At 72.5% G+C, this 25,634-nt stretch carries 22 protein-coding genes, 1 tRNA gene and 1 pseudogene; 9 read left to right on the top strand and 15 right to left on the bottom strand.

Features of this window, described 5'->3' with window-relative positions; translation table 11 throughout:
* Position 1: 1 nt before the first annotated feature.
* The 5 genes from ABEA53_RS01080 to ABEA53_RS01060 form a co-directional block, all read right to left on the bottom strand.
* On the bottom strand, positions 2–979 hold the full coding sequence (locus ABEA53_RS01080; RefSeq protein WP_345479055.1) for a ribose-phosphate diphosphokinase: 978 nt from the start codon (positions 977–979) through the stop codon (positions 2–4).
* The gene (gene glmU / locus ABEA53_RS01075) at positions 976–2,472 is read right to left on the bottom strand and encodes a bifunctional UDP-N-acetylglucosamine diphosphorylase/glucosamine-1-phosphate N-acetyltransferase GlmU (protein ID WP_345479054.1); all 1,497 of its coding nucleotides are present in this window, start codon (positions 2,470–2,472) and stop codon (positions 976–978) included. Before glmU ends, ABEA53_RS01080 begins: the two co-directional genes overlap by 4 nt.
* Before the next feature lie 34 nt (positions 2,473–2,506).
* Positions 2,507–2,578, bottom strand: a tRNA-Gln gene (locus tag ABEA53_RS01070).
* A 32-nt stretch (positions 2,579–2,610) separates the two neighbouring features.
* Entirely contained in the window at positions 2,611–4,125 is a 1,515-nt protein-coding gene (locus ABEA53_RS01065) for an APC family permease (protein WP_425550578.1), read from the bottom strand.
* Positions 4,126–4,218: 93 nt separating this feature from the next.
* On the bottom strand, positions 4,219–5,988 hold the full coding sequence (locus ABEA53_RS01060) for an ABC-F family ATP-binding cassette domain-containing protein (protein WP_345479052.1): 1,770 nt from the start codon (positions 5,986–5,988) through the stop codon (positions 4,219–4,221).
* 76 nt (positions 5,989–6,064) lie between these two features.
* On the opposite strand from ABEA53_RS01060, the gene ABEA53_RS01055 reads away from it, so the two are divergent.
* The 5 genes from ABEA53_RS01055 to ABEA53_RS01035 are packed head-to-tail and all read left to right on the top strand — an operon-like array spanning position 6,065 to position 9,939.
* Positions 6,065–6,889 carry an MTAP family purine nucleoside phosphorylase gene (locus ABEA53_RS01055; protein WP_345479051.1) on the top strand — a complete coding sequence of 275 codons (825 nt, stop codon included), beginning with the start codon at positions 6,065–6,067 and terminating at the stop codon, positions 6,887–6,889.
* Positions 6,890–7,939 (top strand): NAD-dependent epimerase/dehydratase family protein, encoded by a 1,050-nt coding sequence (locus ABEA53_RS01050; protein WP_345479050.1) that lies wholly within the window; start codon positions 6,890–6,892, stop codon positions 7,937–7,939.
* Positions 7,936–8,628: a glycosyltransferase family 2 protein gene (locus ABEA53_RS01045; RefSeq protein ID WP_345479049.1), complete on the top strand. Its 693-nt coding sequence runs from the start codon at positions 7,936–7,938 to the stop codon at positions 8,626–8,628. The genes ABEA53_RS01050 and ABEA53_RS01045 overlap by 4 nt, the downstream gene beginning before the upstream one ends.
* 1 nt (position 8,629) lies before the next feature.
* Positions 8,630–9,259, top strand: coding sequence for a TIGR04282 family arsenosugar biosynthesis glycosyltransferase (locus tag ABEA53_RS01040; protein WP_345479048.1), 630 nt, complete (start codon positions 8,630–8,632; stop codon positions 9,257–9,259).
* A complete protein-coding gene (locus ABEA53_RS01035) occupies positions 9,256–9,939 on the top strand; it encodes a class I SAM-dependent methyltransferase (RefSeq protein WP_345479047.1) in 684 nt (227 codons plus the stop codon). Before ABEA53_RS01040 ends, ABEA53_RS01035 begins: the two co-directional genes overlap by 4 nt.
* A gap of 24 nt (positions 9,940–9,963) precedes the next feature.
* Here the strand turns inward: ABEA53_RS01035 and ABEA53_RS01030 are convergent, their stop codons facing one another.
* Positions 9,964–10,389: a hypothetical protein gene (locus tag ABEA53_RS01030; RefSeq protein WP_345479046.1), complete on the bottom strand. Its 426-nt coding sequence runs from the start codon at positions 10,387–10,389 to the stop codon at positions 9,964–9,966.
* Positions 10,386–11,642, bottom strand: coding sequence for a molybdopterin-dependent oxidoreductase (locus ABEA53_RS01025; protein WP_345479045.1), 1,257 nt, complete (start codon positions 11,640–11,642; stop codon positions 10,386–10,388). The genes ABEA53_RS01030 and ABEA53_RS01025 overlap by 4 nt, the downstream gene beginning before the upstream one ends.
* 36 nt (positions 11,643–11,678) lie before the next feature.
* Here ABEA53_RS01025 and ABEA53_RS01020 point away from each other — a divergent pair, with 36 nt between their 5' ends.
* Together ABEA53_RS01020 and ABEA53_RS01015 are read left to right on the top strand one after the other, a co-directional pair.
* Positions 11,679–13,055, top strand: coding sequence for a glycosyltransferase family 87 protein (locus tag ABEA53_RS01020; protein WP_345479044.1), 1,377 nt, complete (start codon positions 11,679–11,681; stop codon positions 13,053–13,055).
* Positions 13,056–13,175: 120 nt separating this feature from the next.
* The gene (locus ABEA53_RS01015) at positions 13,176–13,877 is read left to right on the top strand and encodes a hypothetical protein (RefSeq protein ID WP_345479043.1); all 702 of its coding nucleotides are present in this window, start codon (positions 13,176–13,178) and stop codon (positions 13,875–13,877) included.
* A gap of 154 nt (positions 13,878–14,031) precedes the next feature.
* Here ABEA53_RS01015 and ABEA53_RS01010 read toward each other — a convergent pair whose 3' ends face one another.
* Positions 14,032–14,955 carry a 4-(cytidine 5'-diphospho)-2-C-methyl-D-erythritol kinase gene (locus ABEA53_RS01010; RefSeq protein ID WP_345479042.1) on the bottom strand — a complete coding sequence of 308 codons (924 nt, stop codon included), beginning with the start codon at positions 14,953–14,955 and terminating at the stop codon, positions 14,032–14,034.
* 113 nt (positions 14,956–15,068) lie between these two features.
* Between ABEA53_RS01010 and ABEA53_RS01005 the strand changes: the two are divergent.
* Positions 15,069–15,779: pseudogene (locus ABEA53_RS01005) on the top strand (DUF2382 domain-containing protein); the annotation flags it as partial.
* Between the two features lie 74 nt (positions 15,780–15,853).
* On the opposite strand, the gene rsmA reads toward ABEA53_RS01005, so the two are convergent.
* Positions 15,854–16,702 (bottom strand): 16S rRNA (adenine(1518)-N(6)/adenine(1519)-N(6))-dimethyltransferase RsmA, encoded by an 849-nt coding sequence (gene rsmA / locus ABEA53_RS01000; protein WP_345479041.1) that lies wholly within the window; start codon positions 16,700–16,702, stop codon positions 15,854–15,856.
* Between the two features lie 100 nt (positions 16,703–16,802).
* On the opposite strand from rsmA, the gene ABEA53_RS00995 reads away from it, so the two are divergent.
* Entirely contained in the window at positions 16,803–17,810 is a 1,008-nt protein-coding gene (locus ABEA53_RS00995) for a LacI family DNA-binding transcriptional regulator (protein WP_345479040.1), read from the top strand.
* A gap of 97 nt (positions 17,811–17,907) precedes the next feature.
* Here the strand turns inward: ABEA53_RS00995 and mmsB are convergent, their stop codons facing one another.
* The 6 genes from mmsB to ABEA53_RS00965 all read right to left on the bottom strand — a co-directional run bounded on the left by mmsB (position 17,908) and on the right by ABEA53_RS00965 (position 25,525).
* Positions 17,908–19,140, bottom strand: coding sequence for a multiple monosaccharide ABC transporter permease (gene mmsB, locus ABEA53_RS00990; protein WP_345479039.1), 1,233 nt, complete (start codon positions 19,138–19,140; stop codon positions 17,908–17,910).
* The gene (gene mmsA / locus ABEA53_RS00985; protein WP_345479037.1) at positions 19,137–20,678 is read right to left on the bottom strand and encodes a multiple monosaccharide ABC transporter ATP-binding protein; all 1,542 of its coding nucleotides are present in this window, start codon (positions 20,676–20,678) and stop codon (positions 19,137–19,139) included. Before mmsA ends, mmsB begins: the two co-directional genes overlap by 4 nt.
* Before the next feature lie 89 nt (positions 20,679–20,767).
* Complete coding sequence (gene chvE, locus ABEA53_RS00980) at positions 20,768–21,901, bottom strand: multiple monosaccharide ABC transporter substrate-binding protein (protein WP_425550577.1); 1,134 nt, start codon at positions 21,899–21,901, stop codon at positions 20,768–20,770.
* 374 nt (positions 21,902–22,275) lie between these two features.
* Positions 22,276–23,571 (bottom strand): sugar ABC transporter permease, encoded by a 1,296-nt coding sequence (locus ABEA53_RS00975; protein ID WP_345479035.1) that lies wholly within the window; start codon positions 23,569–23,571, stop codon positions 22,276–22,278.
* Entirely contained in the window at positions 23,568–24,332 is a 765-nt protein-coding gene (locus ABEA53_RS00970; RefSeq protein ID WP_345479034.1) for an ATP-binding cassette domain-containing protein, read from the bottom strand. Before ABEA53_RS00970 ends, ABEA53_RS00975 begins: the two co-directional genes overlap by 4 nt.
* Before the next feature lie 113 nt (positions 24,333–24,445).
* On the bottom strand, positions 24,446–25,525 hold the full coding sequence (locus ABEA53_RS00965) for a sugar ABC transporter substrate-binding protein (protein ID WP_345479033.1): 1,080 nt from the start codon (positions 25,523–25,525) through the stop codon (positions 24,446–24,448).
* Positions 25,526–25,634: the final 109 nt, after the last annotated feature.

Here is a 25,634-nt window from a genome sequence, read left to right as displayed (position 1 = left end):
GTCAGGCGGCGCCGTTGAACATCGAGGTCACCGAGCCGTCCTCGAACACCTCGTGGATCGCCTGCGCGATCGTCGGCGCCATCGACAGCACCTCGAGCTTGTCGAACCGCTTCTCGGGCGGCAGCGGCAGCGTGTCGGTGACGATCACGCGGTCGATCGCGGGCGAGGCGAGGCGCTCGACGGCCGGGTCGGAGAAGATCGCGTGCGTCGCCGCGACGATGACGCCGGTGGCGCCGTTCGCCTTCAGCGCCTCCGCGCCCTTCACGATCGTGCCGCCGGTGTCGATCATGTCGTCGACGAGCAGGCACATCTTGCCCTTCACGTCGCCGACGATCTCGTGCACGGTCACCTGGTTCGGCACCGCGGGGTCGCGGCGCTTGTGGATGATCGCGAGCGGCACGTCGAGGGTGTCGCTCCAGATGTCGGCGACGCGCACGCGGCCCATGTCGGGCGAGACGACGATCAGGTTCGAGCGGTCGACAGTGTTCTGGATGTGCTCGATCAGCACGGGCATCGCGAACAGCTGGTCGAGCGGACCGTCGAAGAAGCCCTGGATCTGCGCGGCGTGCAGGTCGACGGAGATGATCCGGTCGGCGCCCGCGGTCTTGAACAGGTCCGCGACGAGGCGGGCGGAGATCGGGTCGCGGCCGCGGCTCTTCTTGTCCTGGCGCGAGTACGGGTAGTACGGCACGACGGCGGTGATGCGCTTCGCCGACGCCCGCTTCAGGGTGTCGATCATGATGAGCTGCTCGACGAGCCACTCGTTCACCGGGCCGCCGTACGACTGGATCACGAACGCGTCGGAGCCGCGGACGCTCTCCTCCATGCGCGTGTAGATCTCGCCGGAGGCGAAGGTGCGGAGGTCGACGGGCAGCAGCCCCGTGTTCAGCTCGTCCGCCACCTTCGACGCGAGCTCGGGGTGCGAGCGGCCGCTGATGACGACGAGGCGCTTCTCGCCCTGGGACTTGATGCCGGTCACTTCGGTGTCTCCTCGGGCGCGCCCGTCGCACGGGCCGCGGTCGTGGCGGCATCGGTGCCGGGACGGTGGGAGGCCACCCAGCCCTCGATGTTGCGCTGCGGCGCCACGTTCACGGCCAGCGCGCCGGCGGGCACGTCCTTGCGGACGACCGTGCCGGCACCCGTGTAGACGCCGTCACCGATGGTAACCGGGGCGACGAACACGTTGTGCGAGCCGGTGCGCACGGCGGACCCCACGGTCGTGCGGTGCTTGTGGACGCCGTCGTAGTTGGCGGTGATCGTGTTGGCGCCGATGTTCGAGCGCTCCCCCACCTCGGTGTCGCCGATGTAGGAGAGGTGCGGCACCTTCGAGCCGTCGCCGATCACGGCGTTCTTCGTCTCGACGAAGGTGCCGATCTTGCCCTTCGCGCCGAGGCGCGTACCGGGCCGGAGGTAGGCGAACGGGCCGACGTCGGCGCCCGCGCCCACCACGGCGAGGGTGCCGTCGGTGCGGTTCACGCGCGCGCCCGCTCCCACCTCGCAGTCGACGAGCGTCGTGTCGGGACCGACGACCGCGCCGCCCTCGATCGCGGTCGCGCGCAGCAGCTGCGTGTTCGGGCGGATCTCCGCGTCCTCCCCGATCGTCACGGTCGCGTCGATCCAGGTCGTCAGCGGGTCGATCACGGTGACGCCGGCGAGCTGGTGGCGGCGCACGATCGCGTCGTTCATCCGGCGCGCGGCCGCGGCGAGCTGCACGCGGTCGTTCACCCCGGCGACGACGGACTCGTCCGCCGCCGGCACCGCGAGCACCGTGGCGCCGACCGTCCGCGTCACCGCGACGAGGTCGGTCAGGTACTGCTCCCCCTGCGCGTTCGCGGTGCCGAGGCCCGCGAGCCGCTCGGCGAGCCCGTCGGTGCGGAACAGGTAGACGCCGCCGTTCCCCTCCGGGATCGCCCGCTCCTCGGGGCTCGCGTCCTTCTCCTCCACGATCCGGAGGAAGGCGCCGTCCGGGTCGCGGACGATGCGGCCCGCGCCGCTCGGGTCCGCGAAGAACGCGGAGAGCACGGTCGCCGCCGAGCCGCGGAGGGCGTGCTCGAGGCGCAGCGCCCGCATCGTGTCCGCGTCGACGTGCGGCAGGTCGCCGTTCACGACGAGCACGTCGCCGTCGAAGCCGTCGAGCGCCTGCACCGCGACCTCGAGCGCGCGGCCGGTGCCGGGCACCTCGTCCTGGTCGACGATCAGCGCCTCGGGCGCCGTCTCGAGCGCGGCCGAGGCCACCGCGTCGCGCTCGTGCCGCACGACGACCGCGAGGCGGGCGGGCTGCAGCGCGCGGGAGGCGAGCAGCACGTGCGCGAGCATCGGCAGCCCGGCGATCTCGTGCAGCACCTTCGGGCGGCTGGAGCGCATCCGGGTGCCCTGACCGGCTGCGAGCACCACCACCGCGAGGGGCCGATCGGCCCCCTCGGAGGCGCTGCCGCCGGACGGCTCGGGACTGGAAAGGGGGCTGGGGGTCACACGACTCCTTCGAGTCCTCGCCGACGGATCGCTGCTCCGCCTCCAGGATTCGAACCTAGTCCTCACAGCTCCAAAGGCTGTCGTGCTGCCGTTACACCAAGGCGGATCGGGCGCCCACAGTCTGCCCCACGCCGCCCGTCAGCGGACGTCGGCGGGCTCCCGGCGGGGCGTCCCGCGCGTCGCGCGGTTCAGCACGACCGTGAGCGCCCAGAGCACCAGCCCGAGGGCGAGCAGCGCGCCGGCGATCCCGTACTGCTCGACGTCGCGGCCCGACGTCCACGGCAGCACGAGCAGCACGCACGAGACGACGCCCACGAGCGGCAGCGCGGTCGGCGTGCGGAAGTGCTCGTGGTCGACGGCGTCGCGCCGCAGCACGAGCACCACGACGTTGACGACCGCGAAGACGCTGAGCAGCAGGAGGGAGGTGGTGCCGCCGAGCAGGCCGACGATCGGGTCGTCCGCGCCGAGCGACAGCACCGTGATCAGCACGACGGCGAGCGCCGTGGTGAACGCGATCGCCGCGTACGGCGTGCGGCGGCGCGGCAGCACCCGGCCGAGCACGGGCGGCAGCACGGCCTGCCGGGCCATGCCGTAGATGAGGCGGCTCGCCATCATCATGTTGATCAGCGCGCTGTTGGCGACCGCGAACATCGAGATGAAGGGCAGCAGCGCGGCGATCGGGAACCCGGGCACGGCCTGCTCGACGACGGTCGTCAGGGGGGTGGCGCTCTTCGCGAGCTCGCCCACGGGCACGACGGCCACCGCGACGATGGACACGAGCACGTAGATGATCGCCGCGAGCGTCAGGCCGGTGAGCAGGGTGCGCGGGAAGACCTTCGACGGCTGGTGCGTCTCCTCGGCCATGTTCACGCTGTCCTCGAAGCCGACCATCGCGAAGAAGGCGAGCGACGTCGCGGTCGTCACCGCGAGCAGGAACGACTTGTCCTCGGGCCCTTCGAACAGCACGACGCGGGAGAAGTCCGCGTTCCCGGCGAAGATCGCGACGGAGCCGAGCAGCAGCACGAGCAGCAGGCCGGACAGCTCGATCAGCGTGAACACGACGTTGAGCCCGACCCCCTCCGCGACGCCGCGCAGGTTCACCGCGAGGATCAGCAGCATGAACACGAGCGCGACGCCGAGCGAGACGCCCACGCCGGGCTCGATGCCGAACGCGGCCGCGAAGTTCGACGCGAACGCGACGGAGGCGGCGGAGGCGGACGTGATCCCGGAGGACATCACCACGAACATCACGAGGAACGTGACGATGTGGATCCCGAACGCCTTGTGCACGTACAGGGCGGCGCCGGCCGCCTGCGGGTACTTCGTCACGAGCTCCAGGTAGGAGAACGCGGTGATCGTCGCGACCACGAACGCGACGAGGAACGGCAGCCACGCCGCACCGCCCACCTCCCCCGCGACCTGGCCGGTGAGGGCGTAGACGCCGGTGCCGAGGATGTCGCCGATGATGAAGAGCAGCAGCAGCTTGGGGCCGATGGCCCGCTTCAGCTCGGTGTGCTCCTCGGCGGAGCGGGGTGCGGTCTCGGTGCTCGTCACGGGGCCTCCTCTGCTGGGACGCCCAGCGTCCCGGAGGCGGCCCGCCCGCAGCCGTTTGTGCAGGTTCTTTGCAGGTTCAGCGGGTTCGCGGATCCGCATTTCCGGCCCGACACGCCGTTCAGCGTCGAGCCGGACCCGGCGTGTCGCCCGGTTCCTGCGGATCCGCGGAGGAAGTGCGGATCCGCGAACAGGTCAGGACTGCTCGAGGCGCTCCGCGGCGTCGAGCCACTCGAGCTCGAGGTCCTCGCGCTCGGCCTCCCGCTGCCGGATCCGGCCCGCGATCGCCTCGAGGCCCACGTAGTCGCTCTGGTCGTGCGTCGCGAGCGCGTCGTGATCGGCCTGCGTCTGACTGGCCAGCCGCTGCATCCGTCGGTCCAGCGCGGACAGCTGCTTCTCGAGGTCGCGCCGCTCGGCGCCCGAGAGGCCGGCCGAGCGCACGGGCGCGTCCGGCACGACCGCGATCTCCGCGTCCTCGAGCCGCAGGTACTCGTCGACGCCGCCCGGCAGGTGCCGCAGGCGGCCGCCCGCGACGGCGTACTGCTGATCGGTGACGCGCTCGATCAGGTACCGGTCGTGGCTGACGACGATGAGCGTGCCCGGGAAGGTGTCGAGCACGTCCTCCATCGCGGTGAGCATGTCGGTGTCGAGGTCGTTCGTGGGCTCGTCGAGGATCAGCACGTTCGGGGCGTCCAGCAGCACGAGCAGCAGCTGGAGGCGCCGCTTCCAGCCGCCCGACAGCTCCCCGACGCGCGTGGACAGCTGCTGGGAGGGGAAGCCGAGGCGCTCGAGCAGCTGGCCCGGCGCGAGCTCGGCGTCGCCCACCGAGTAGCTCGTGCGCAGCCGGCCGATCACGTCGAGCACGCGGTCGCCCTGCACGTCGGCGAGCTCGTCGAGCTGCTGCGTCAGCCGCCGCACCCGCACGGTCTTGCCGGTCTTGACCTTCCCGCCCGACGGGGCGAGGGTGCCGTCCACGAGCGCGAGCAGCGTCGACTTGCCGGCGCCGTTGCGCCCGAGGATGCCGGTGCGCTCCCCCGGCGCGATGCGCCACTCGACGTGCTCCAGGATCGGCGTGCCGTCGTAGCCGGCGGAGGCGTCGATCAGGTCGACGACGTCCTTGCCGAGACGCGCGGCGGCCATGCCGTGCAGCTCGACGCTGTTCCGGGGCGGCGGCACGTCCTCGATCAGCTCGTTCGCGGCCTCGATGCGGAACTTCGGCTTCGAGGTGCGCGCGGGGGCGCCCCGGCGCAGCCAGGCCAGCTCCTTGCGCAGCAGGTTCTGCCGCCGCTCCTCCATCGACCGGGCCTGCCGGTCGCGCTCGACGCGCTGCAGGACGTAGGCCGCGTACCCGCCCTCGAACTGGTCGACGGTGCGGTCGTGCACCTCCCACATCCGCGTGCAGACGGCGTCGAGGAACCAGCGGTCGTGGCTCACGGTGATGAGCGCGCCCTGACCGGCCGCCCACCGCGCGTTCAGGTGCGCGGCGAGCCAGCGCACCCCCTCGATGTCGAGGTGGTTGGTCGGCTCGTCGAGCAGCAGCACGTCGTGGTCGGTGGTGAGCAGCGCGGCGAGCGCGACGCGGCGCCGCTGCCCGCCGGACAGGGACTCGAGGTCCGCCATCGGGTCGAGCCCGTGCAGCAGGCCGGACAGCACCTCGCGGACGCGGCGGTCGCCCGCCCACTCGTGCTCCTCGCGGTGGCCGACGACGGCGTCGAGCACCGTGCCGGGACCGAGCCGGTCCTCCTGGTCGAGCACGCCCATCGTGACGCCGCCCCGCCGGGTCACGCGCCCGTCGTCGGGCACACGGGTGCCGGCGAGGATGCCGAGCAGCGTCGACTTCCCCTCCCCGTTGCGACCGACGACGCCGATGCGGTCCCCGGACTCGAGCCCGAGGGACAGCTCGTCGAGGATCACCCGGGTCGGGGTCTCGAGACGGATGCGCTCGGCGCCGACCAGATGTGCCACGACGGTCAAGCCTAGGGACGGCGGGCCCCGCGCCGGTTCCGTGGGAAATCCTCACCGGGCTGAGAGGATCGGCGCCATGGCAGCTCCGCGTCCGCTCGACATCGGCATCATCGGCGGCGTGGGCCAGCAGCTCGAGCTGCAGGACGTGGAGGAGCTCGACGTCCCGACGCCCTACGGGCCCACCTCGACGGCGGTCCGGGTCGGCACCCTCGGCAGCAAGCGGGTCGCCTACGTCATCCGCCGCGGCGTCGGCGACGCGCTGCAGCCGCACCTCGTGCCGTTCCGCGCGAACGTGTGGGCGCTCGCCTCCCTCGGGGTCACCTCGCTGATCACGACGACCGCGGCGGGCGGCCTGCGCGACTCGTTCCCGCCCGGGATGTTCGTCGTGCCCGACCAGGTGATCGACACGACCTCCGGCCGCGCGCTGACCTTCTACGACGAGGACGTCGTCTTCGAGCTCGCGCCCGCCGATCCGTTCGACCCGACGCTGCGCGGGCTGGCGGCCGAGGCGCTCGGCCAGCAGGCCGTGCGCTACCGCGACTTCGGCACGGCCGTCGTGATCGACGGCCCGCGCTTCTCCACCCGCGCGGAGTCGCGCTGGCACGCGGCGCAGGGCGGCGACCTCGTGGTCACGACGCTGATGCCCGAGACGGTGCTCGCGCTCGAGCTCGGCATGGGCGTCGTGAACGTCTCGTTCGTCACCGACAGCGACGCGGGCGCGAGCGGCCATCCGGCGGAGGCGGTCAGCCAGGACCTGGTGCGCCGCCGCGTCGCGCAGGCCCGGCCGGTGCTCGTCCGCACCGTCACCGAGATCGCGCACCGCATCCCGGCCGGGTTCCGGCCGAGCACCGCGGTGCCGTCGGACGCGATCGCGGGCGTGCTCGCGCGGGACCCCCGCTAGATGCTGCTCGTCACGGGCGGCGCAGGCTTCATCGGCGGCGCGGTCGTGCGCGCGGCGCTCGCGCGGGGCGTCGCCGTACGGGTGCTCGACTCGCTGCGCGGCGACGTCCACCCGGCCGACGCCGCTCCGCCCGACGGCGTCGAGACCGTCGTCGGCGACGTCGCGGACCGGGAGGCGGTCGCCGCGGCGCTCGAGGGCGTCGACGTCGTGTGCCATCAGGCCGCGAAGGTCGGGCTCGGGGTCGACTTCGCCGACGCGCCCGACTACGTGCGCTCGAACGACCTCGGCACGGCCGTGCTGCTCGCCGGCATGTCCGCCGCGGGCGTCGACCGGCTGGTGCTCGCGTCGTCGATGGTGGTCTACGGCGAGGGCGCCTACGCCTCCTCCCGCGGCCCCGTCGCCGTGCCGCCGCGCCGCGCCGAGGACCTCGCGGCCGGCCGATTCGAGCCGATCGACCCGGAGACCGGGGAGGCGCTCGAGCCCCGGCTGGTCACGGAGGACGCGGCGATCGACCCGCGCAACGTGTACGCCGCGACGAAGGCGCAGCAGGAGGCGCTCGCGGCGGTCTGGGCGCGTGAGACCGGCGGCCGCGTCGCCGCGCTGCGGTACCACAACGTGTACGGGCCGGGCATGCCGCGGGACACCCCGTACGCCGGCGTCGCCGCGCTGTTCCGCTCCCAGCTCGAGCGGGGCGAGGCGCCGACGGTGCTCGAGGACGGCCGGCAGCGGCGCGACTTCGTGCACGTCGACGACGTCGCGGCCGCGAACCTCGCCGCGATCGGCTGGACCGCCGAGCGACCCGCGGGCGCGGTGCGCGCCTTCAACGTCGGCAGCGGCGTCGTGCACACGATCGGCGACCTGGCTGCGGCGCTCTCCGCCGCCCGCGGCGGCCCCGAGCCCGTCGTCACCGGCGGCTACCGGCTGGGCGACGTGCGCCACATCACCGCCTCCTCCGAGCGCCTCCGCGCCGAGCTCGACGTGCCGGCGCCCGTGCCGTTCGAGGCGGGCGTGCGCGCCTTCGCGGCGGCGCCGCTGCGGGGCAGGCCGTGAGCGTCGACGTCGTCCTGCCCTGCCTCGACGAGGCCGCGGCGCTGCCCGGCGTGCTCGGCGCGCTGCCGGCCGGCTACCGGGCGATCGTCGTCGACAACGGCTCCACCGACGGGTCGGCCGACGTCGCGCGGGCGCACGGCGCGGTCGTGGTGCACGAGGCGCGCCGCGGCTTCGGCGCCGCGGTGCACGCGGGGGTGGAGGCGGCGGAGGCCGACCTCGTCGCGATCCTCGACGCGGACGGCTCCCTCGACCCGGGCGACCTGCCCCGCCTCGCGGCGCCCGTGCTCGCGGGCGAGGCGGACCTCGTGCTCGGGCGGCGGCGCCCGGTGCCGCGGTCCGCGTGGCCGCTGCACGCGCGCACCGCGAACCGGGCGCTCGCGGGCGCCATCCGCCGCGCGACGGGCGTGCGCCTGCACGACCTCGGGCCGATGCGGGTCGCGCGCCGCGCCGACCTGCTCGCACTCGACCTGCGCGACCGGCGCAGCGGCTACCCGCTCGAGATGCTGCTGAACGCCTCCCGCGCCGGCCTCCGCATCCGCGAGCTCGACGTGCCCTACCGGCCGCGGGTCGGCCGGTCCAAGGTGACCGGCACGGTGCGCGGCACGCTCACGGCGATCGGCGACATGCGGCGGATCCTGAAAGAGCACGCGGAGCACCCTGCGAACCGCGACGACGCTCCGAACGCCTGACATGAGCACCGTGATCGTCCTGGCCAAGGAGTGCCTCCCCGGCCGGGTGAAGACCCGTCTGACCCCGCCGTTCTCCGCCGAGGAGGCGGCCGCCCTGGCCGCCGCGAGCCTCGAGGACACGCTGGCGGCGGTGCGCCGGGTCCGTGCGGACCGCTACCTGCTCTGGTTCGACGGCACGGCCCCGGATAGCACCGGCTTCGAGGTCGGCGCCCAGCCCGCGGGCGGGCTCGACGAGCGCATCGCGACGGCCTTCGAGGCGGTCGACGACCGCGCCGTGCTCGTCGGCATGGACACCCCGCAGCTCGACGCGGCCGTGCTGCAGTCGGTCCTCGACGACGACGGCGCGGACGCCTGGTTCGGGCGCGCGACCGACGGCGGCTTCTGGGCGCTCGGCCTCGATCCGATGGCGCACCGCGGCGACCTGGTCCGCGGCGTGCCGATGTCGACCGCGCAGACCGGCGCCGAGCAGCTGGTGCGCCTGCACGGCGCCGGCCTGCGGGTGCGGACGCTGCCGGAGCTGACCGACGTCGACCACGTCGAGGACGCCCGGGTCGCCGCCGCCGCGGCACCCGCCTCACGCTTCGCGACGCTGCTCGCACGCCTGACCGCGAACGTCGCGGCCGCGGCGTGAGCCTGCTCGCACCGCCGCCGTCCCGGTTCGGGGCCGGCGGCGCGGAGCCGTGGGCCGCCGCCCTCCGCGGCGCCTCGACCGCGCTCGCGCTCGTGTCGGAGGACCCGGCGGTGCCCGTCGAGCACCTCGACGTCGCCCGCTGGACGGCGCCCGCCGACGAGGCGGACCGGTCTGCGCTCGACGACCTCGCCGGGCCGCTGCTCGACGTCGGCTGCGGCCCGGGCCGCATGGTCCGCGCCGCGCTCGACGCGGGCCTGCAGGCCTGGGGCGTCGACGCCGACCCCGTCGCGGTGGCGACCTGCCGCGCGATCGGCCTGCCCGTGCTGCGCCGCAGCGTCTTCGACCGCCTCCCGCTCGAGGGCGCCTGGTCGGCGCTGCTGCTGCTCGACGGCAACGTGGGCATCGGCGGCGACGTGCCCGCGATGCTCGCCCGCTGCCGCGCGCTGCTGCGGCCGGGCGGGGCGCTCGTCGTCGAGGCCCACCCGGACCGGACCCGCGACGCGGCGGCCCTGCGCCGCGTGCGCGACGCGGCCGGCGGGGTCAGCGAGGCGTTCCCGTGGTCCCAGGTCGGCGAGCCCGCGCTGCTGCGCGCCGCGACCGCGTTCGACCTCGACCGCCGGTGGACCGTCGACGGCCGCTCGTTCGTCCGCCTCCGCCGCCCCTCCCGCTCCGCGCTCTAGGAGAGGAGGTCCTCCGAAACGGGGTCAGGCGCGGCGACGGCTGAGGACGAGCACGACGACCGCGGTGACGACGCCCAGGGCGATCCACGCCAGGGCGAGCTGCAGGCCGTAGTCGAAGACGAGCACGGACGGGTTCCGGGCGCCGAGCTGCTGCGACCGGATGCCGGGGAAGGCGATCGCGGTCAGGGCCCCGCCGATGACGAGCGCGACCTGCACCACGGCGACCGCGGCCCACGACGTGCGCCGGCCGATCCGCCGCAGCAGGCGCGTGCCGAGCAGCACGAGCGGTGCGAACACCGCGTCGTGCAGGACCACGGCCCCGGCGAGCCAGAGCAGGATGCCGCTCCACTGCCGCACGGGCACGCCCGCGGCGAGCGCGAACGCCGCGACGCCGAGCAGCACGACGCCGACCGCGACCAGCGCGACGCGGGCGACGCGCACGGCGGTCACCGGACCTCCAGCGAGCGCAGCCACTTCGTCTGCAGCACGCCCGGCCGCGCCGGCGAGATGAGTCGCGCGGGGTAGCCGTGGTCGACGTGCAGCACCTCGCCGTTCAGCTCGAGGGCGACGAGCGTCAGCGGGTCGTCGGCGAACTCGCGCTGCAGGATCGTGCTGCTGTAGGCGCCGCGGGCGAAGCTGCGGACGAGCAGCTCGCGGCCGGTCGCGCCCACCAGGGCCGCGAGGTCCCGCACGGGCACGCCGCGCCAGGCCGCCTGGGTGCTCCAGCCCTCGACGCAGGCGATGGGCAGGCCGGCGTCCGTCTGCGCCATCGCGCGCAGGTCCGCGAGCGACAGGTCGACGCTGCGCTCCGGGCCGCGGACGGTCAGGCGCCAGGCGGGGTCGAGCGCGGAGCGCTGCACCTTCGCCTCCGCGGCCGTGCGGTTGATCGGGAGCCCCTGCGGCCCGTACCGGAGGCGCCGGGGCGCGAGCACGTTCAGCGGCGCGAGCGCGGGCAGCGTCTCGCCCGCGGTCGTCACGACGACCGCGGCGGTGGCGAGCCCGGTCGCCGCGAGCACGGACCGGCGGCTGAGCGCGGGCGGCGGCACGGGCGCCCCGTCGAGGCGGCGCTGGAGGAAGCCGGTGACGCCGGAGGCGGTGGGCTCGGGCCGGAGGTCCCCCTCCCCCTCCCGCACGGGCAGCAGCGCGCCGGCGGCGTCGACGCTGCGGCCCCGGCGCCACCAGCGCACGATCACCGGCAGCTTCACCGCGATGTGGATCGCGAGCGCGCCGACGATCGCCCAGGCGAGCGCGAAGTGCGTCTCGCGGAAGCGGAACGGCCACGGGTACCACTGGTAGGTGTTCGCGAGGCCGGTGGCCAGCTCGACCAGGGACGCGGCCACGAGCAGCGCGATCATCGCGCGCTCGAGCACCCCGCCGAGGCTCTTCACCGGCGGCCATTGGAACAGCAGCGGGTAGACCGTCCAGAGCTTCGCGAGCAGCAGCGGGATCAGCGCGGTGCCGACCACGACGTGGACGCCCTGCGTGATCCGGTACAGCGCGACCGGGCGGGTCGGGAACGCCATGCCCGGCAGCGGGTCCTGCACGAAGTGGCTGAAGAGGCCGGTGCCGAAGCAGACGAGGAAGCCCAGGCCGAGCAGCCGGCCGATCACGACCGCGGTGCGCGGGTGGCGCGCCGGCGACGCGAGCGCGGACCGGACCAGGAGGAGGGTGGACCCGACTCCTCCGCGGCGCTCCGTCTGCATACCCGGATGTTCGGAGCAGAGCGCCAGGATGACGGGATGCGCGCCGCGATCCCTCGAATCGCCCCCGTCGCGGTGCTGCTGCTCGCCATCGCTGGGGTCACGACCTGGCTCGTCGCAGGGGTCGGGGTGCTCACCGGGAAGCAGATCCCGATCCACCTGGCGGCGGAGGGCGTCTGCTGGACGCTGTTCACCGCGGCGGTGCTCCTGCTGCAGCGGGTGCCGCGGCGGGCCGCGCCCGCGCTCGTGCTGGCCGGCGCGCTGCTCGTCGGCGCCGCGGGCGCGACCGGGCAGCCGACGATCAGCACCGACTCCGCCCGCTACAGCTGGGACGGCATCGTGCAGGACGCCGGGATCTCCCCGTACGCGCACGTGCCCGCCGACGCGGCGCTCGCCCCCCTCCGCCCCTCCTGGCTCTTCCCCGCCGCGGGCACCGCCCCCGACGGCACCACCGTCTGCCCCGGCCCACGCGCGGAGCCGACCGAGCAGGTCGGCGCCCCGGGCGAGATCTGCACGAGCATCAACCGGCCGCGCGTGCCGACGATCTACCCGCCGGTGGCGGAGGCGCTCTTCGCACTGGCCCGCATCGCCGTGCCGCCGGAGGTCGGGTACCTGCCCGTGCAGCTGCTGGGCCTGCTCGCCGTGCTCGCGACGACCGCGCTGCTGCTGCGGACGCTGCCCCGCGTCGGCCGGGACCCGCGCTGGGCGGCCGCGTTCGGCTGGTGCCCGTTCGTGACGATGGACGCCGTGACGAACGCGCACGTCGACGCGGCCGCCGCGTTCCTCGCCCTCGCGGCCACCGTGCTGCTGGTGTCCGGGCGGTCGGTGCGCGGCGGGATCGTGCTGGGACTCGCGATCGCCACGAAGTTCCTGCCCCTGCTCGTCGTGCCGCCGCTCGCCCGCCGGCGCCCGGTGCTGCTCGCGGCGACCGCGCTCGGCACGGTCGCGCTCGTGTACGTGCCGCACGTGCTCGCCGTGGGCCCGTCCGTCATCGGGTACCTGCCGGGCTACCTCAACGAGGAGGGCTACGACGACGGCAGCCGCTCCGCCCTGCTCGCCGTGCTGCTGCCCGACGGGGCGTCGACCCTCGTCGCGGTCGCGCTGCTCGCCGCACTCGCCGTCCTCCTCCTGCTGCGGACGGACCCGCGCGACCCGTGGGCGGCGCAGACGGCGATGATCGGCGCGGCCCTCGTGCTGCTCAGCCCGCGCTACAGCTGGTACTCCCTCCTGCTCGTGCCCTTCATCGTGATGAGCGGGCGGTGGGAGTGGTTCGGCGTCGTGCTCACCCTGTCCGTGCTCGCGCTGCAGCGGGACCTCTGGGCGTTCCGCAGCGTGCTGCTCGTCGCCCTCGCCCTGGTGCTCGTCGCGTCCTGGGCGCGACGGCGGCTCGCGACCCCCCGCCTGAAAGCTGGCTGAGAGCACCAAACCCTTCCGGCGTCTCCCCCGAACCCTCGTCACCTGCACCACAGGAGCCGGGAGCGAACCGGATGCGGACCGTCCGCACGCCGTGCGCTCCCCGAGAGGAAACACCGCATCATGCGTACCCCGACCAAGTCCCTGACCGCTCTGCTCAGCGCCGGCATCGTCGTCGCGGCACTGGCCGGCTGCTCGCAGTCCGGCACCGGCGACTCCAGCCAGTCCGGCGCCGGCTCGTCCGCGCCCGCCGCGTCCTCCGCGGCCCCGTCGGCCGCGCCGACCCCCGCGCTGAAGACCGAGATCGGCGGCAAGACCACCGCGATCACGCTCGACGCCGGCTTCCTGAAGGCGCTCACCACGCTGAAGCTCACGCCCGGCACCATCGGCAGCGCCACGCTCTCCAAGGCCGGCGTCCTCACCTTCCCGATCACGGGCGGCAACGTCACGTACTACGACCCCGCCACGAAGGTGCGCCCGTACGTCCAGGGCGAGATCGACCACGACGGCTCCGGCCTCTCGCTCAGCGCGGGCGGCAAGAAGGTCGAGCTGAAGGACTTCGTCATCGACCCGGGCAACAACAGCCACGTGTCGGGTGACGTCTACCTGAACGGCAAGTCCGTCGTGAAGGGCGCGAACCTGTTCCGCCTCGACGGCAGCACCCTGAACCCGGTCACGATGGACGGCGACGCCTACGTGCTCGAGGGCACCACGGTCTACGTGTCCGAGGACGCGGCCGCGCTGCTGAACAAGACGTTCGGCACCGACGCGGTGACCGGCGACCTCAAGGTCGGCGTCGCGAAGCTCACCGTCACCGGCAAGTAGTCGCACCGCCGTTCACAGCACGGCACGCAGCACGGAAGGCCCCTCACCGCCAGGTGGGGGGCCTTCCGCTGTCTCCGCCGCAGGACGGGGGCCACCGGACGTCCCGGGCGCGCACGGACGCCCGCGAGACCGGGGACCGCCCGCCGACGGCGGGTCAGCCGATGAGGCGGGCGCCGGGTGCCGGGCCCGTCGCGCGCAGCACCGTGTGCCGCGCGGCCGAGAGCGCGATCTGCAGGCTCAGCGCCGCGTCGAGGTCCGCTGCGAGGAAGGCGATGGAGGGGCCGGAGCCGGACACCACGCCGGCGAGCGCGCCGTTGCGCTCGCCCAGCTCGAGCAGGTCCGCGAGCTCGGGGCGCAGGTGCAGGGCCGCGACCTGCAGGTCGTTGTGGAGCGCCTCCGCCAGGGCCGTGGGATCCCCGGAGCGCAGGGCCTGCAGCACCGCCGCGTCGACCTGCGGGGTGCCGACGGGCGGCAGGTCGGCCGCGTGCCGCTCGCGGTGCTCGTCGAGCGCCCCGTAGACGAGCGGGGTGCTGAGCCCCGGCTCGCTGAGCGCGATCACCCAGTGGAACGGCCCCTTCGCGAGCGCCGGGCTGAGCCGGTCGCCGCGGCCGGTGCCGATCGCGGTGCCGCCCGTCAGCGCGAAGGGCACGTCGGCGCCGAGCTCCGCGCCCAGCTCGAGCAGCTCCTCCCGACCGAGGCCGAGGCCCCACAGGGCGTCGAGCCCGACGAGTGCGGCCGCCGCGTCCGCGGAGCCGCCGCCCATCCCGCCGGCGATCGGCACGCGCTTCACGACCTGGATGCGCGCGCCGCCGCGGTACCCGGACCGCGCCTGCAGCAGGTGCGCGGCGCGCAGCACGAGATTGGTCCGGTCCACCGGCAGCCCGGCGGTCGCGATCGGCCCGGAGAACTCGAGCGACAGCTCGGTGTCGCGCTCGGCGTGCAGCTCCTCGTAGAGCGTCACCGCCTGGTAGGCCGTGGCCACGTCGTGGTAGCCGTCCGCCATCGGCGCCCCCACGCGCATGGAGACGTTGATCTTCCCGGGTGCCCGCACCTGCACCGAGCGGACCGCAGCGCCCATGCAGAGCAACCTATCCACCCTTCGCCCCTGCACTTCCCGACAGGGTGTCGACGACCGCGATGGCCTACGCTCCGCACTGCCCGCCGACCCAGCGCTGATCAGGAGTTCCACCCGTGCTCGCAGCCGATGCCGATCCGTCCGATCTCGCGGGGCTCGAGGTGGTCGACCGCCGCGGCGAGCGCATCGGGCGCGTGCGGCAGGTCTACCCGGACGGCGGCGCGCTCGGCTGGGTCGGGGTGCGCGGCAACCTGTTCGGCACGGAGGAGGCGCTGGTCCCGCTCGACGGCGCGGTGCTCGACGACGACGTGATCGCGGCGGCGGTCGATCGCAGCCGCTTCGCGTCCGCCCCGCGGCGCCGGCCTGACGCGGTGCTGGCCGACGCCGAGCGCGCCCGCCTGCGCGTCTTCTGGTCCGGCAGCGCTGAGACGGAGGTGCTCGAACCGGCGGCGACCGAGCCGGAGGAGCCCGAGGCACAGGCGGAGGAGCCCGACGAGGACGAGGCGGGCGTGATGACCGCGTCGGCCGAGCGCCTCCGCATCGAGACCGAGCGGGTGCCCCGCAGCCGCGTGCGCCTGCGCAAGGTGGTCGTCACCGAGCAGCGCACGGTGACCGTGCCCGTGCGCCGCGAGGAGTACCGCCTCGTCCGCGAGCCCATCGTCGACGCCGCTGCGGTCGCCGGCGCGACGCTCGGGACCGAGGAGCAGGAGGTCGTGCTCTACGAGGAGCGCGTCGTCGTCAGCACCGAGGTCGTGCCCGTCGAGCGCATCCGCCTCGTGAAGGAGGAGGTCGTCGGCACCCGCCAGGTCTCCGGCGAGGTCCGCCGCGAGCGCATCGAGCTCGTGGACGCCGACGACGAGCCCCGGGCCGAGCAGCCGGAGCAGCGGGCCGAGCCCGCGCGTCAGCCCTCGATCGCCCGCGCGATCTCGACGAAGCGGTCGACGTCGAGGCGCTCGCCGCGCAGGGCCGGGTCCACGCCCGCCCGCTCGAGCACCTCGGAGGCGGACGGCGCGCCGCCCAGCACGGGCGCCAGCGACTGACGCAGCGTCTTGCGGCGCTGCACGAACGCGGCGTCGACGAGCCGGAAGACGGACCGGCGCAGCGCCTCGTCGCCCGGCGGCGCCGCCCGCTCGAAGCGCACGAGCACCGAGTCGACGTTCGGCACTGGCCAGAACACCCCGCGCGGCACCGTGCCCGCGAGGGAGAACGCGCCGTACCAGGCCGCCTTCACGCTCGGCGAGCCGTAGATCTTCGAACCGGGCGCCGCGGCGAGCCGCTCCCCCACCTCCGCCTGCACCATCACGACGCCGGAGACGAGCGACGGCACGTCGGCCAGCAGCCGCAGCAGGATCGGCACCGCCACGTTGTACGGCAGGTTCGCGACGAGGCGCAGCGGCTCCCCCGGCACGCCCACGCGGACGGCGTCGCCGGTGACCACGGTCAGCCGCGCCGCCGCGCCGGGCAGCCGGTCCGCGGCGGTGTCCGGCAGGGCGGCGGCGAGGCGCTCGTCGATCTCGACGGCGGTCACGCCGGCGCCGGTCTCGAGCAGCCCGAGCGTCAGCGACCCGAGCCCGGGCCCCACCTCGAGCACCTGCTCCCCCGCCGCGACGCCCGCGATGCGCACGATGCGCCGCACCGTGTTCGCGTCGTGCACGAAGTTCTGCCCGAGCGACTTCGTCGGCGCGACGCCGAGCGCCTCCGCCAGCCGGCGGACGTCGGCGGCACCGAGCAGTCCGGGTCCCGATTCCATCCGCACCTCCGTGACGACCAGGCTATTGGCCCGCACGACCATCGAGCGCCGCCCGGGCGATAGCCTGGGAGCCGTTCGTCGCGACCGATGGAGGCGCAGGATGTCGACCCTCACGCCTTCGGCGCGGCCGGCCTCCATCCGCGATGTCGCCCGCGTCGCCGGGGTCTCGCACCAGACCGTGTCGCGCGTGCTGAACAACCACGTCAGCATCCGCGACGAGACGCGCAGCCGGGTCCTCGCCGCGATGGCGGAGCTGCAGTACCGGCCGAGCGCCGCCGCGCGCGCGCTCAGCACCAGCCGGTCGAAGACGATCGGCGTGCTCGCGTCCCGGAGGGCCACCTACGGGCCCTCGCGCAGCATCCAGGCGATCGAGGAGGCGGCGCGCGAGCGCGGCTACTTCGTCACGTCCTCCTCCGTCACCGAGGCCGACGAGGCGTCGCTGCGGGCCGCGCTCGCGAACCTGATCGACCAGGACATCGAGGCCCTGGTCGTCATCGCGCCGCAGCAGCACGTCTTCGAGACGATCGCGGACCTGGCCCCGCGCGTGCCGTACATCACCATGCGGGCGCTCGCGACGGGCGACCCGACGGCCCTCCGCGTCGACGAGATGGCCGGGGCGCGCATGGCGACCCGGCACCTGATCGAGCTCGGCCACGAGTCGATCCGGCACCTCGCGGGACCCCGCGACTGGATCGAGGCGGAGGCGCGCATGCAGGGATTCCTGCAGGAGCTCACCGCCCAGGACCTGCCCGTCGCGGTGCCCGTGCTGGGCGACTGGACCGCGGACTTCGGCTACCGCGCCGGCATGGAGCTGCTGCACTGGCGCGACACCACCGCCTACTTCTGCAGCAACGACGCGATGGCCATCGGCCTGATGCACGCCGCGCGCGACCTCGGCCTCGACGTGCCGGGCGACGTGTCGATCGTGGGCTACGACGACGTGCCCGAGGCCGCGCACCTGTGGCCGCCGCTGACGACCGTGCGCCAGGACTTCGCCGAGATGGGCCGGCGCTGCATCACGACGCTGCTCGGCGACGGCGAGGCGCCGGCGCCGCTCGTCCCCGAGCTGCTGGTCCGCGCCACCACGGCGCCACCGCGCCGCCGCTGAAGCCTCCCGTCCCGCTCCGCCTCCGGCCGGACGGCACGGGCACGACGAAGGGCCCCGTCCGAGGACGGGGCCCTTCGTGTTCGCGGGAGGTGCGGACCTAGCGGCCGCCGCTCCTGCGCTTGTTGTAGATGTCGAACGCGACCGCGCCGAGCAGCACGAGGCCCTTGATGACCTGCTGCACGTCGATGCCGATGTTCAGGATCGACATGCCGTTGTTCAGGATGCCGATGATCAGACCGCCGACGATGGCGCCGGGCACGGTGCCGATGCCGCCGGTGACCGCGGCGCCGCCGATGAACACCGCGGAGATCGCGTCGAGCTCGAACCCGTTGCCGTTCACCGGGCTCGCGAGGTTCAGCTGGGCCGTGAAGACGAGCCCGCCGAGCGCCGCGATGACGCCCATGTTCACGAACAGCAGGAACGTGGTGCGCTGCGTCTTCACGCCGGACAGCTGCGCCGCGGCGAGGTTGCCGCCGATCGCGTAGATGTGGCGGCCGAAGACGCTGCGGCCCATGACGAGCGTGTAGATCACGACGAGCGCGCCCAGGATGAGCAGCACGATCGGGGTGCCGTTGTAGCTCGCGAGCAGGAACGCGACGAGCAGCACGAGCCCGACCGTGAACGCCAGCTTGACGATGAACCACCACAGCGGCTCGTCCTCGAGGTCGTACTTGCTGCGGACGCTCCGCCCGCGGAGGCCGGTGACGATGATCGCGACGGCCGCGATCGCGCCGAGGATCAGCGTGAGCGGTTCGTACCCCGTCGTGCCGAACGCCGGCAGGAAGCCGGAGCCGAGCGCGCGGAAGCCGTCCGGGAACGGCGAGATCTGCGTGCCGCCGAGCACGACCTGCGCCGCACCGCGGAACAGGAGCATGCCGGCCAGGGTGACGATGAAGGCGGGGATGCCGAAGTAGGCGATCCAGAAGCCCTGCCAGGCGCCGACGAGCGCGCCGAGCACCAGGCAGAGCACGATGGCCAGCGGCCACGGCACGCCCATGCGGGTGATGAGCACACCGGCGACGGCGCCCGTGAACGCGACCACGGACCCGACCGACAGGTCGATGTGGCCCGCGATGATCACCATCACCATGCCGACCGCGAGGATCAGGATGTAGCTGTTCTGGTTGATCAGGTTGGAGACGTTGTCCGGCTGCAGCGTCACGCCGTCCGTGGTGATCTGGAAGAAGATCACGATCACGATCAGGGCGATGAAGAGGCCGGTCTGGCTCAGCTGGCTGCGGAGGTAGCCGAGGACGTTCCCGACCGGGTTGTTGCGCTTGGCCGGGGCGGGCGCGGCGCCGCGCTGCTCGGGGGTGAGTGTGCTGGTCATGCGTCCGTGGTCTCCCGGTAGGTGGTCATGTGCTGCATCAGTCGCTCGGGCGTGGCCTCGGCCCGCGGCACGTCCGCGGTGATGTGGCCCTCGCTGAGCGTGTAGATCCGGTCGCAGATGCCGAGCAGCTCGGGCAGCTCGGAGGAGATGACGATGACGCCCTTCCCCTCGTCCGCGAGCTTGTTGATGATCGTGTAGATCTCGTACTTGGCGCCGACGTCGATGCCGCGGGTGGGCTCGTCCAGGATCAGCACGTCGGGGTCGGCGTACATCCACTTGGACAGCACGACCTTCTGCTGGTTGCCGCCGGAGAGCTTGCCGGTGATCGCGGCGACCGTGGGCGCCTTGATGTTCATGCTCTTCCGGTAGCCGTTCGCGACGGTGGTCTCCTGGTTGGCGTTCACCAGGCCGAAGCTCGCGAGCTTGCCGAGCGCGGAGCCGGAGATGTTCCGCTTGATGTCGTCGATCAGGTTCAAGCCGTAGCGCTTCCGGTCCTCGGTCGCGTAGGCGATGCCGTTCTTCACGGCCTGCGCGACGGTGCCGACCTTGATCTCCTGGCCGCGCTTGTACACGTGGCCGGAGATGTTGCTGCCGTAGGAGCGGCCGAAGACGCTCATGGCGAGCTCGGTGCGACCGGCGCCCATCAGCCCCGCGATGCCGACGATCTCGCCGGCCTTCACGTTGAGGTTCGCGTCGAACACGATCTGCCGCGTGCGGTCGATGGGGTGGAACACGTTCCAGCCCTCGATGCGCAGCAGCTCCTCGCCGACGTGCGACTCGTGGTCGGGGTAGCGGCTCTCGAGGTCGCGGCCGACCATGCCCTTGATGATCCGCTCCTCGGTCACCTCGCCGGCGCGCAGGTCGAGCGTCTCGATGGTGCGGCCGTCGCGGATGATCGTCACCTTGTCGGCGATCGCCTCGATCTCGTTCAGCTTGTGGCTGATGATGATCGAGGTGATGCCCTCATCCTTGAGGTTGGCGATCAACTCGAGCAGGTGGGCGCTGTCGTCGTCGTTCAGCGCGGCGGTCGGCTCGTCGAGGATGAGGAGCTTGACCTCCTTCGACAGCGCCTTCGCGATCTCGACGAGCTGCTGCTTGCCGACGCCGATGTCGACGATCTTCGTGATCGGGTTGTCCTTGAGCCCCACGCGGCGCAGCAGCTTGCCGGCCTCGAGGTTCGTGCGGTTCCAGTCGATGAAGCCGCCGCGGGCCTGCTCGTTGCCGAGGTAGATGTTCTCCGCGATGGAGAGGTACGGGCTGAGCGCGAGCTCCTGGTGGATGATCACCACGCCCGCGGCCTCGGAGTCGTTGATGGAGCGGAACTCCACGGGCGAGCCCTCGAGCAGGATCTGCCCGTCGAAGGTCCCCGCGGGGTAGACCCCGGACAGCACCTTCATGAGGGTCGACTTGCCGGCGCCGTTCTCGCCGCAGATCGCGTGCACGGTGCCGCGCTCGACCTGCAGGGTGACGTCCTGCAGCGCCTTGACACCGGGGAAGGTCTTCGTGATGCCGCGCATCTCGAGGATCGTGTCGGCCATGCCGCTCCTGTCTCTTGCGTTGTCCTGCCCGACGAAGGACCGCGCCGTGTCCACGGCGCGGTCCTCCGTCGGTCGAGAGGGGGACGGACCTACTTGAGGTCGCCGTCCGAGTAGTAGCCGCTGTCGACCAGGACCTTCTTGTAGTTGTCCTTGGTGACCACGACGGGCTGGAACAGGTAGGACGGGACGACCTTGACCTTGTTGTTGTAGCTCTTGGTGTCGTTGACCTCGGGCTTCTTGCCGTTCAGCAGGTCGTCCGCCATCTTCACGGACTCGTCGGCGAGCTGCCGGGTGTCCTTGTAGATGGTCGAGTACTGCTGGCCGGCGATGATCGACTTGACGCTGGGGATCTCGGCGTCCTGACCGGTGATGACCGGGAGCTTGGTGCCCGAGCCGCCGTAGCCGGCGCCCGTCAGCGCCGAGATGATGCCGATCGAGATGCCGTCGTACGGGGACAGGACGCCCTGCACCTTGGTGCCGCTCGAGTAGGACTTCGCGATGATGTTCTGCATGCGCTGCTTGGCGCGGTTCGCGTCCCACTGCTGGGTCGCGACCTGCTGGAACGCCGTCTGACCGCTCTTGATGTCGATCGTCTTGTCGTCGATGTACGGCTTCAGCGTGTCCATCGCGCCGTTGAAGAAGAACGTCGCGTTGTTGTCGTCGGCGGAGCCGGCGAAGAGCTCGACGTTGAAGGGGCCCTTCTCGTCGGTCTTCTTGCCGTCGGCGTCGACGAGGCCGAGGCCCGTGAGCAGGCTCGTCGCCTGGTCCACGCCGACCTTGTAGTTGTCGAAGGTCGTGTAGTAGTCGACGTTCTTGTTGCCGTTGATCAGGCGGTCGTAGGCGATGACCTTGACGCCCTTCTTGCCGGCCGTGTCGAGCTGGTCGGACAGCGCGGTGCCGTCGATCGACGCGATGATCAGGACCTTGGCACCCTTGGTGATGTCGTTCGACACCTGCTTGACCTGGGTGGGGATGTCGTCGTTCGCGTAGTCGAGCTGGACCTTGTAGCCGAGCTTCTCGAGGCCGGACTTGACGGCGTCGCCGTCCTTGATCCAACGGGTCGAGGTCTTGTTCGGCATGAGCACGCCGACGAGGGCGCCCTTGTTGCTGCCCGGGGTGGCGGACGCGCCGGCGTCGGTGGCGCCTCGGCCACCGGAGCAGGCCGCGAGCGAGAACGCGAGACCGACGGCGGCGACGCCGACGGCCAGCTTCTTGAACTTCACTGTGGTTCCTTTTCTGTCCTGCGAGGACGTCATCGTGTCGCTGTGGTGCGAGGAACCCGGGCGCGAACGACGGGTGCACTTCGAGAGGTGCGACGTTCGACCGCGGATACGGCGGGAAGGCCGTCGCGGGCGTCCCGTACGGGCGCCGAGAGGAGCCGATCAGCCATGAGCCGACTCCTTCGTCGTCGTACGCGCGCCGTGTGAACGGTCACATCCAATGGAGGATCGTGCCGGGAGACGCCGGTCAGGTCAAGTGCATGCGGAAGGTGTCCCCTGATCGTGATCCGCTCGTTATGAGCGCTCACTTTCCGGACGCAGGAGGAGGCGCCCGGCGGACCGGACGCCTCCTCGTGCGGCCGACGGCCGCAGCGGGGTCAGACCCTCGCCAGCGACGCGCCGGAGCGCTTGCGGGAGAGGGCGTCGACGGTGGCCGCGAGCACCAGCACGCCGCCGGTGATCAGCAGGTTCACGCCGCCCGGCAGGGCGAGCAGGCCGAGGCCGTTCGTGATCATCGAGATCAGGATCGCGCCGACCGCCGCCTGCACCAGCCGGCCGCGGCCGCCGAAGAGGCTGACGCCGCCGACGACCGCCGCGGCGACGCCGTTCAGCACGATGGTCGAGCCGAAGCTCGAGCCGACGGTGCCGACGCGGCTGGCCGTGAACAGGCCGGACACGATGGCGAGCGTGGAGCAGATCATGAACGCCGAGATGCGGATGGCCGCGACGTTGATGCCCGCGCGACGGGCCGCCTCCGGGTTGCCGCCCACCGCGTAGATGTGCAGGCCGAACCGGGTGCGGTCGAGCACCTGCGTGCCGATCCAGATGATCGCGAGCGTGATCGGGACCACGATCGGCACCCCCTCCACGGGGATGACCGACACGGAGCGGTTCTGGTTCAGCAGCAGCACGAACACGAGCGCGCCGAGCGCGACGAGGCCGACGCGGATCCAGAGCATGCTCATCGGCCGCACGGGCACCTGCGCCTTGCGGCGGCGGCTGCGGTCGTAGAACGCGGTGGCGATCGAGACCGCCACGATGACGACCCACATGACCCAGCCGCCCCAGATGGGCAGGTTGTTGTTCATGATCGCGAGGACCTCGGGCGCCTGGATGCGGTACGTGTTCCCGTCGCCGAGCATGACCAGCAGCAGGCCGGGCAGGCCGAGGAACAGCCCCAGGGTCACGACGAAGGACGGGATGCCGACCTTCGCCACGAAGTACCCGATGAACGTGCCGATCGCGAGGCCCACGAGCAGCCCGACCAGCAGCGCGGGGATCCAGTCCCAGTTCGCCAGGCTGTTCAGCAGCACGAACGCCGCCATGCCGACGCCGGCCGTGACGCCCGCGGACAGGTCGATCTCGCCGAGCAGGATCACGAAGACGAGCGCGATCGCGAGCACCGCGAGGGAGGCCGACTGGGTGAACAGGTTGGCGATGTTCAGCCGCGTGAGGAAGTAGGGGCTCAGCCCCGCGAACAGGGCGGTCAGCACGATGAGCCCGGCGATGGCCGGCAGCATGCCCATCTCACCGCTGCGCACGCGGGACACGTAGGCGCGCAGCTGGTCGCCGATGCCGCCCTCGTAGCCCGTCGCGATCCCCGGAGGAGTCGCTCCCCCGGCGGTGTCGACGGCCGCGGCCATCGACGTGTCGGCGCCCTTCGTCGTGGTCATCGGGCCGCTCCTTCGAGGTCGGGCTCGTACGTCTTCAGGCCGGTGATGTAGCCGATGACGTCGTTGTTGTTCGTCTTCGCGGTCTCGACCTGGGCGACCATCGTCCCCAGGTAGAGCACGTTGATGTGGTCGGCGACCTGGAACACGTCGACGAGGTTGTGGCTGATGATCAGCACGCCCACGCCGGCGTCCGCCAGTCGGCGGACGAGGTTGAGGACCTGCTCGGTCTGTGCGACGCCCAGTGCCGCCGTCGGCTCGTCGAGGATGACAACCCGCGCGTCCTGGAGCACGGCGCGGGCGATGGCCACCGTCTGGCGCTGACCGCCGGACAGGGACGACACCTTCTGCCGCACCGACTTCATCGTGCGCACGGAGAGGGAGCCGAGCGTCGCGGAGGCCTTCTTCTCCATCTCGCCGTTGCTGAGCATGCCGTGCTCGCGATCCTCGCGCCCGAGGAACATGTTCTGGACGATGTCGAGGTTCTCGCACAGCGCGAGGTCCTGGTACACGACCTCGATGCCGTGCCCCGACGCGTCCTTCGGGGAGTGCAGGGCGACCGGGGCGCCGTCGACGAGCACCTCGCCGGAGTCGTAGGGCTGCACGCCGGCGAGGCCCTTGATCAGGGTCGACTTGCCGGCGCCGTTGTCGCCGACGAGGGCGCTGACCTGGCCCGGGTAGATCTTGAGGTTGACGCCCTTCAGCACCTCGACCGGGCCGAAGCCCTTCCGGATGTCCTTGAGCTCGATGATCGGGGCGACCATGCCCCCTCCTTCCGCGTCCGCCGCGCACGGCGGCGGATCGATCCGGCGATGACGAACGGACCGAGGTCCCCGCACCCTCGAGGAGGATGCGGGGACCGCGGTCCGATCAGGGACTACTTGATGCCGGCCTTGTCGCAGGCGGCCTGGACGTCGCCCTTGCAGATGTCGGCGACCTTCGCGTTGCCGTCGGCGATGACCTGCTTGATGCCGTCGGCGTCGGTGACGAGGATCGGGGTCTCGTTGAAGAACGGCACGCCGTCGCTCTCGGTCGGGGCCGTGGGCTTCTTGCCGTTCAGCAGGTCGACGGCGAGCTTGCCCGCCTGGTCGGCCTCCTTCTGGAAGGGCTTGTAGACCGTGCCGGTCTGCTTGCCGAGGAGGATGTTCTGCAGGCCGGCGATGGAGGCGTCCTGGCCGCTGACCGGGACCTTCTTGCCGTTCTTGTCGAGGATGGCGATCACGCTGGCGGCGTTCGCGTCGTTCGCGACCCACACGGCGTCCACGTTCCCCTTGAGGGCGGTGTAGGCCTGCTCGAAGTTGGTGCCGGACTTGTCGGCGTCCCACGTGCCCTTGGGCTCGAACGCCGGCTTGATGCCCGCCTTGCCCATCACGTCGGCGGCGCCGTCGTGGAAGAACTTCGCGTTGCCGTCGGTCGGGTCGCCGCCCATGAAGACGACCTTCGCCGACTTCGGGTCCTTCTTCTCGGCCTTGAGGCCGTCGACGATCAGCTGGCCCTCGAGCTCGCCGACCTTGGTGTTGTCGAAGGAGACGTAGTAGTCCGCGCCCTTGATGGGACGGTCGTAGGCGATGACCGGGATGCCCTGGCTCTTCGCCTTGGTCAGGACCTGTGCGCCTGCGCCGTTGAGGTCGACGAGCAGCATGACGCCGCAGCCCTTGCTGAGCTGCTGGTCGGCGATGGTCGCGTACTTCTCGGTGTCGTTCTGGGCGTTCTGGATGTCCGCGGAGAAGCCGGCGCTGGCGAGCGCCTTGCTCAGCGCGGGACGGTCGCCGGACTCCCAGCGGGGCGACGACTCGGTGTCGGGCAGGATGACGCAGGCGCGCTTGCCGGCGGCGCTGGTCGCCTTGCCGGAGCCGCTCGAGTCACCGGAGCTCCCCGGGCCGGCGGCGGAACACCCTGCGAGGGCGAGGGTCGAGAGGGCGACGACGGCCGCCATCCCCATGATCGTGCTCTTCAAGGCTTCATTACCTTTCGTCAAGCGGGGCGAGGGCCACCGCGTCCTCGACGTCGAGGAACTCGCAGACTGTATCCAGGTTGGGGTGCTCCGCATGTGACCAGTCACATAA

The organism is Amnibacterium soli (assembly GCF_039544415.1).
GTDB lineage: Bacteria > Actinomycetota > Actinomycetes > Actinomycetales > Microbacteriaceae > Amnibacterium > Amnibacterium soli.
Note: the sequence above shows the minus strand (reverse complement) of the source record. Positions and strands in the feature narration are given on the sequence as shown.

Coding starts and splice junctions, on each gene's coding strand:
- ABEA53_RS01065 (WP_425550578.1), bottom strand. CDS start 4,125: ATGCGGATCCGCGAACCCGCTGAACCTGCAAAGAACCTGCACAAACGG.
- ABEA53_RS01055 (WP_345479051.1), top strand. CDS start 6,065: ATGGCAGCTCCGCGTCCGCTCGACATCGGCATCATCGGCGGCGTGGGC.
- ABEA53_RS01050 (WP_345479050.1), top strand. CDS start 6,890: ATGCTGCTCGTCACGGGCGGCGCAGGCTTCATCGGCGGCGCGGTCGTG.
- ABEA53_RS01040 (WP_345479048.1), top strand. CDS start 8,630: ATGAGCACCGTGATCGTCCTGGCCAAGGAGTGCCTCCCCGGCCGGGTG.
- ABEA53_RS01025 (WP_345479045.1), bottom strand. CDS start 11,642: ATGCAGACGGAGCGCCGCGGAGGAGTCGGGTCCACCCTCCTCCTGGTC.
- ABEA53_RS01020 (WP_345479044.1), top strand. CDS start 11,679: ATGCGCGCCGCGATCCCTCGAATCGCCCCCGTCGCGGTGCTGCTGCTC.
- ABEA53_RS01015 (WP_345479043.1), top strand. CDS start 13,176: ATGCGTACCCCGACCAAGTCCCTGACCGCTCTGCTCAGCGCCGGCATC.
- ABEA53_RS01010 (WP_345479042.1), bottom strand. CDS start 14,955: ATGGGCGCTGCGGTCCGCTCGGTGCAGGTGCGGGCACCCGGGAAGATC.
- rsmA (WP_345479041.1), bottom strand. CDS start 16,702: ATGGAATCGGGACCCGGACTGCTCGGTGCCGCCGACGTCCGCCGGCTG.
- ABEA53_RS00995 (WP_345479040.1), top strand. CDS start 16,803: ATGTCGACCCTCACGCCTTCGGCGCGGCCGGCCTCCATCCGCGATGTC.
- mmsB (WP_345479039.1), bottom strand. CDS start 19,140: ATGACCAGCACACTCACCCCCGAGCAGCGCGGCGCCGCGCCCGCCCCG.
- mmsA (WP_345479037.1), bottom strand. CDS start 20,678: ATGGCCGACACGATCCTCGAGATGCGCGGCATCACGAAGACCTTCCCC.
- ABEA53_RS00975 (WP_345479035.1), bottom strand. CDS start 23,571: ATGACCACGACGAAGGGCGCCGACACGTCGATGGCCGCGGCCGTCGAC.
- ABEA53_RS00970 (WP_345479034.1), bottom strand. CDS start 24,332: ATGGTCGCCCCGATCATCGAGCTCAAGGACATCCGGAAGGGCTTCGGC.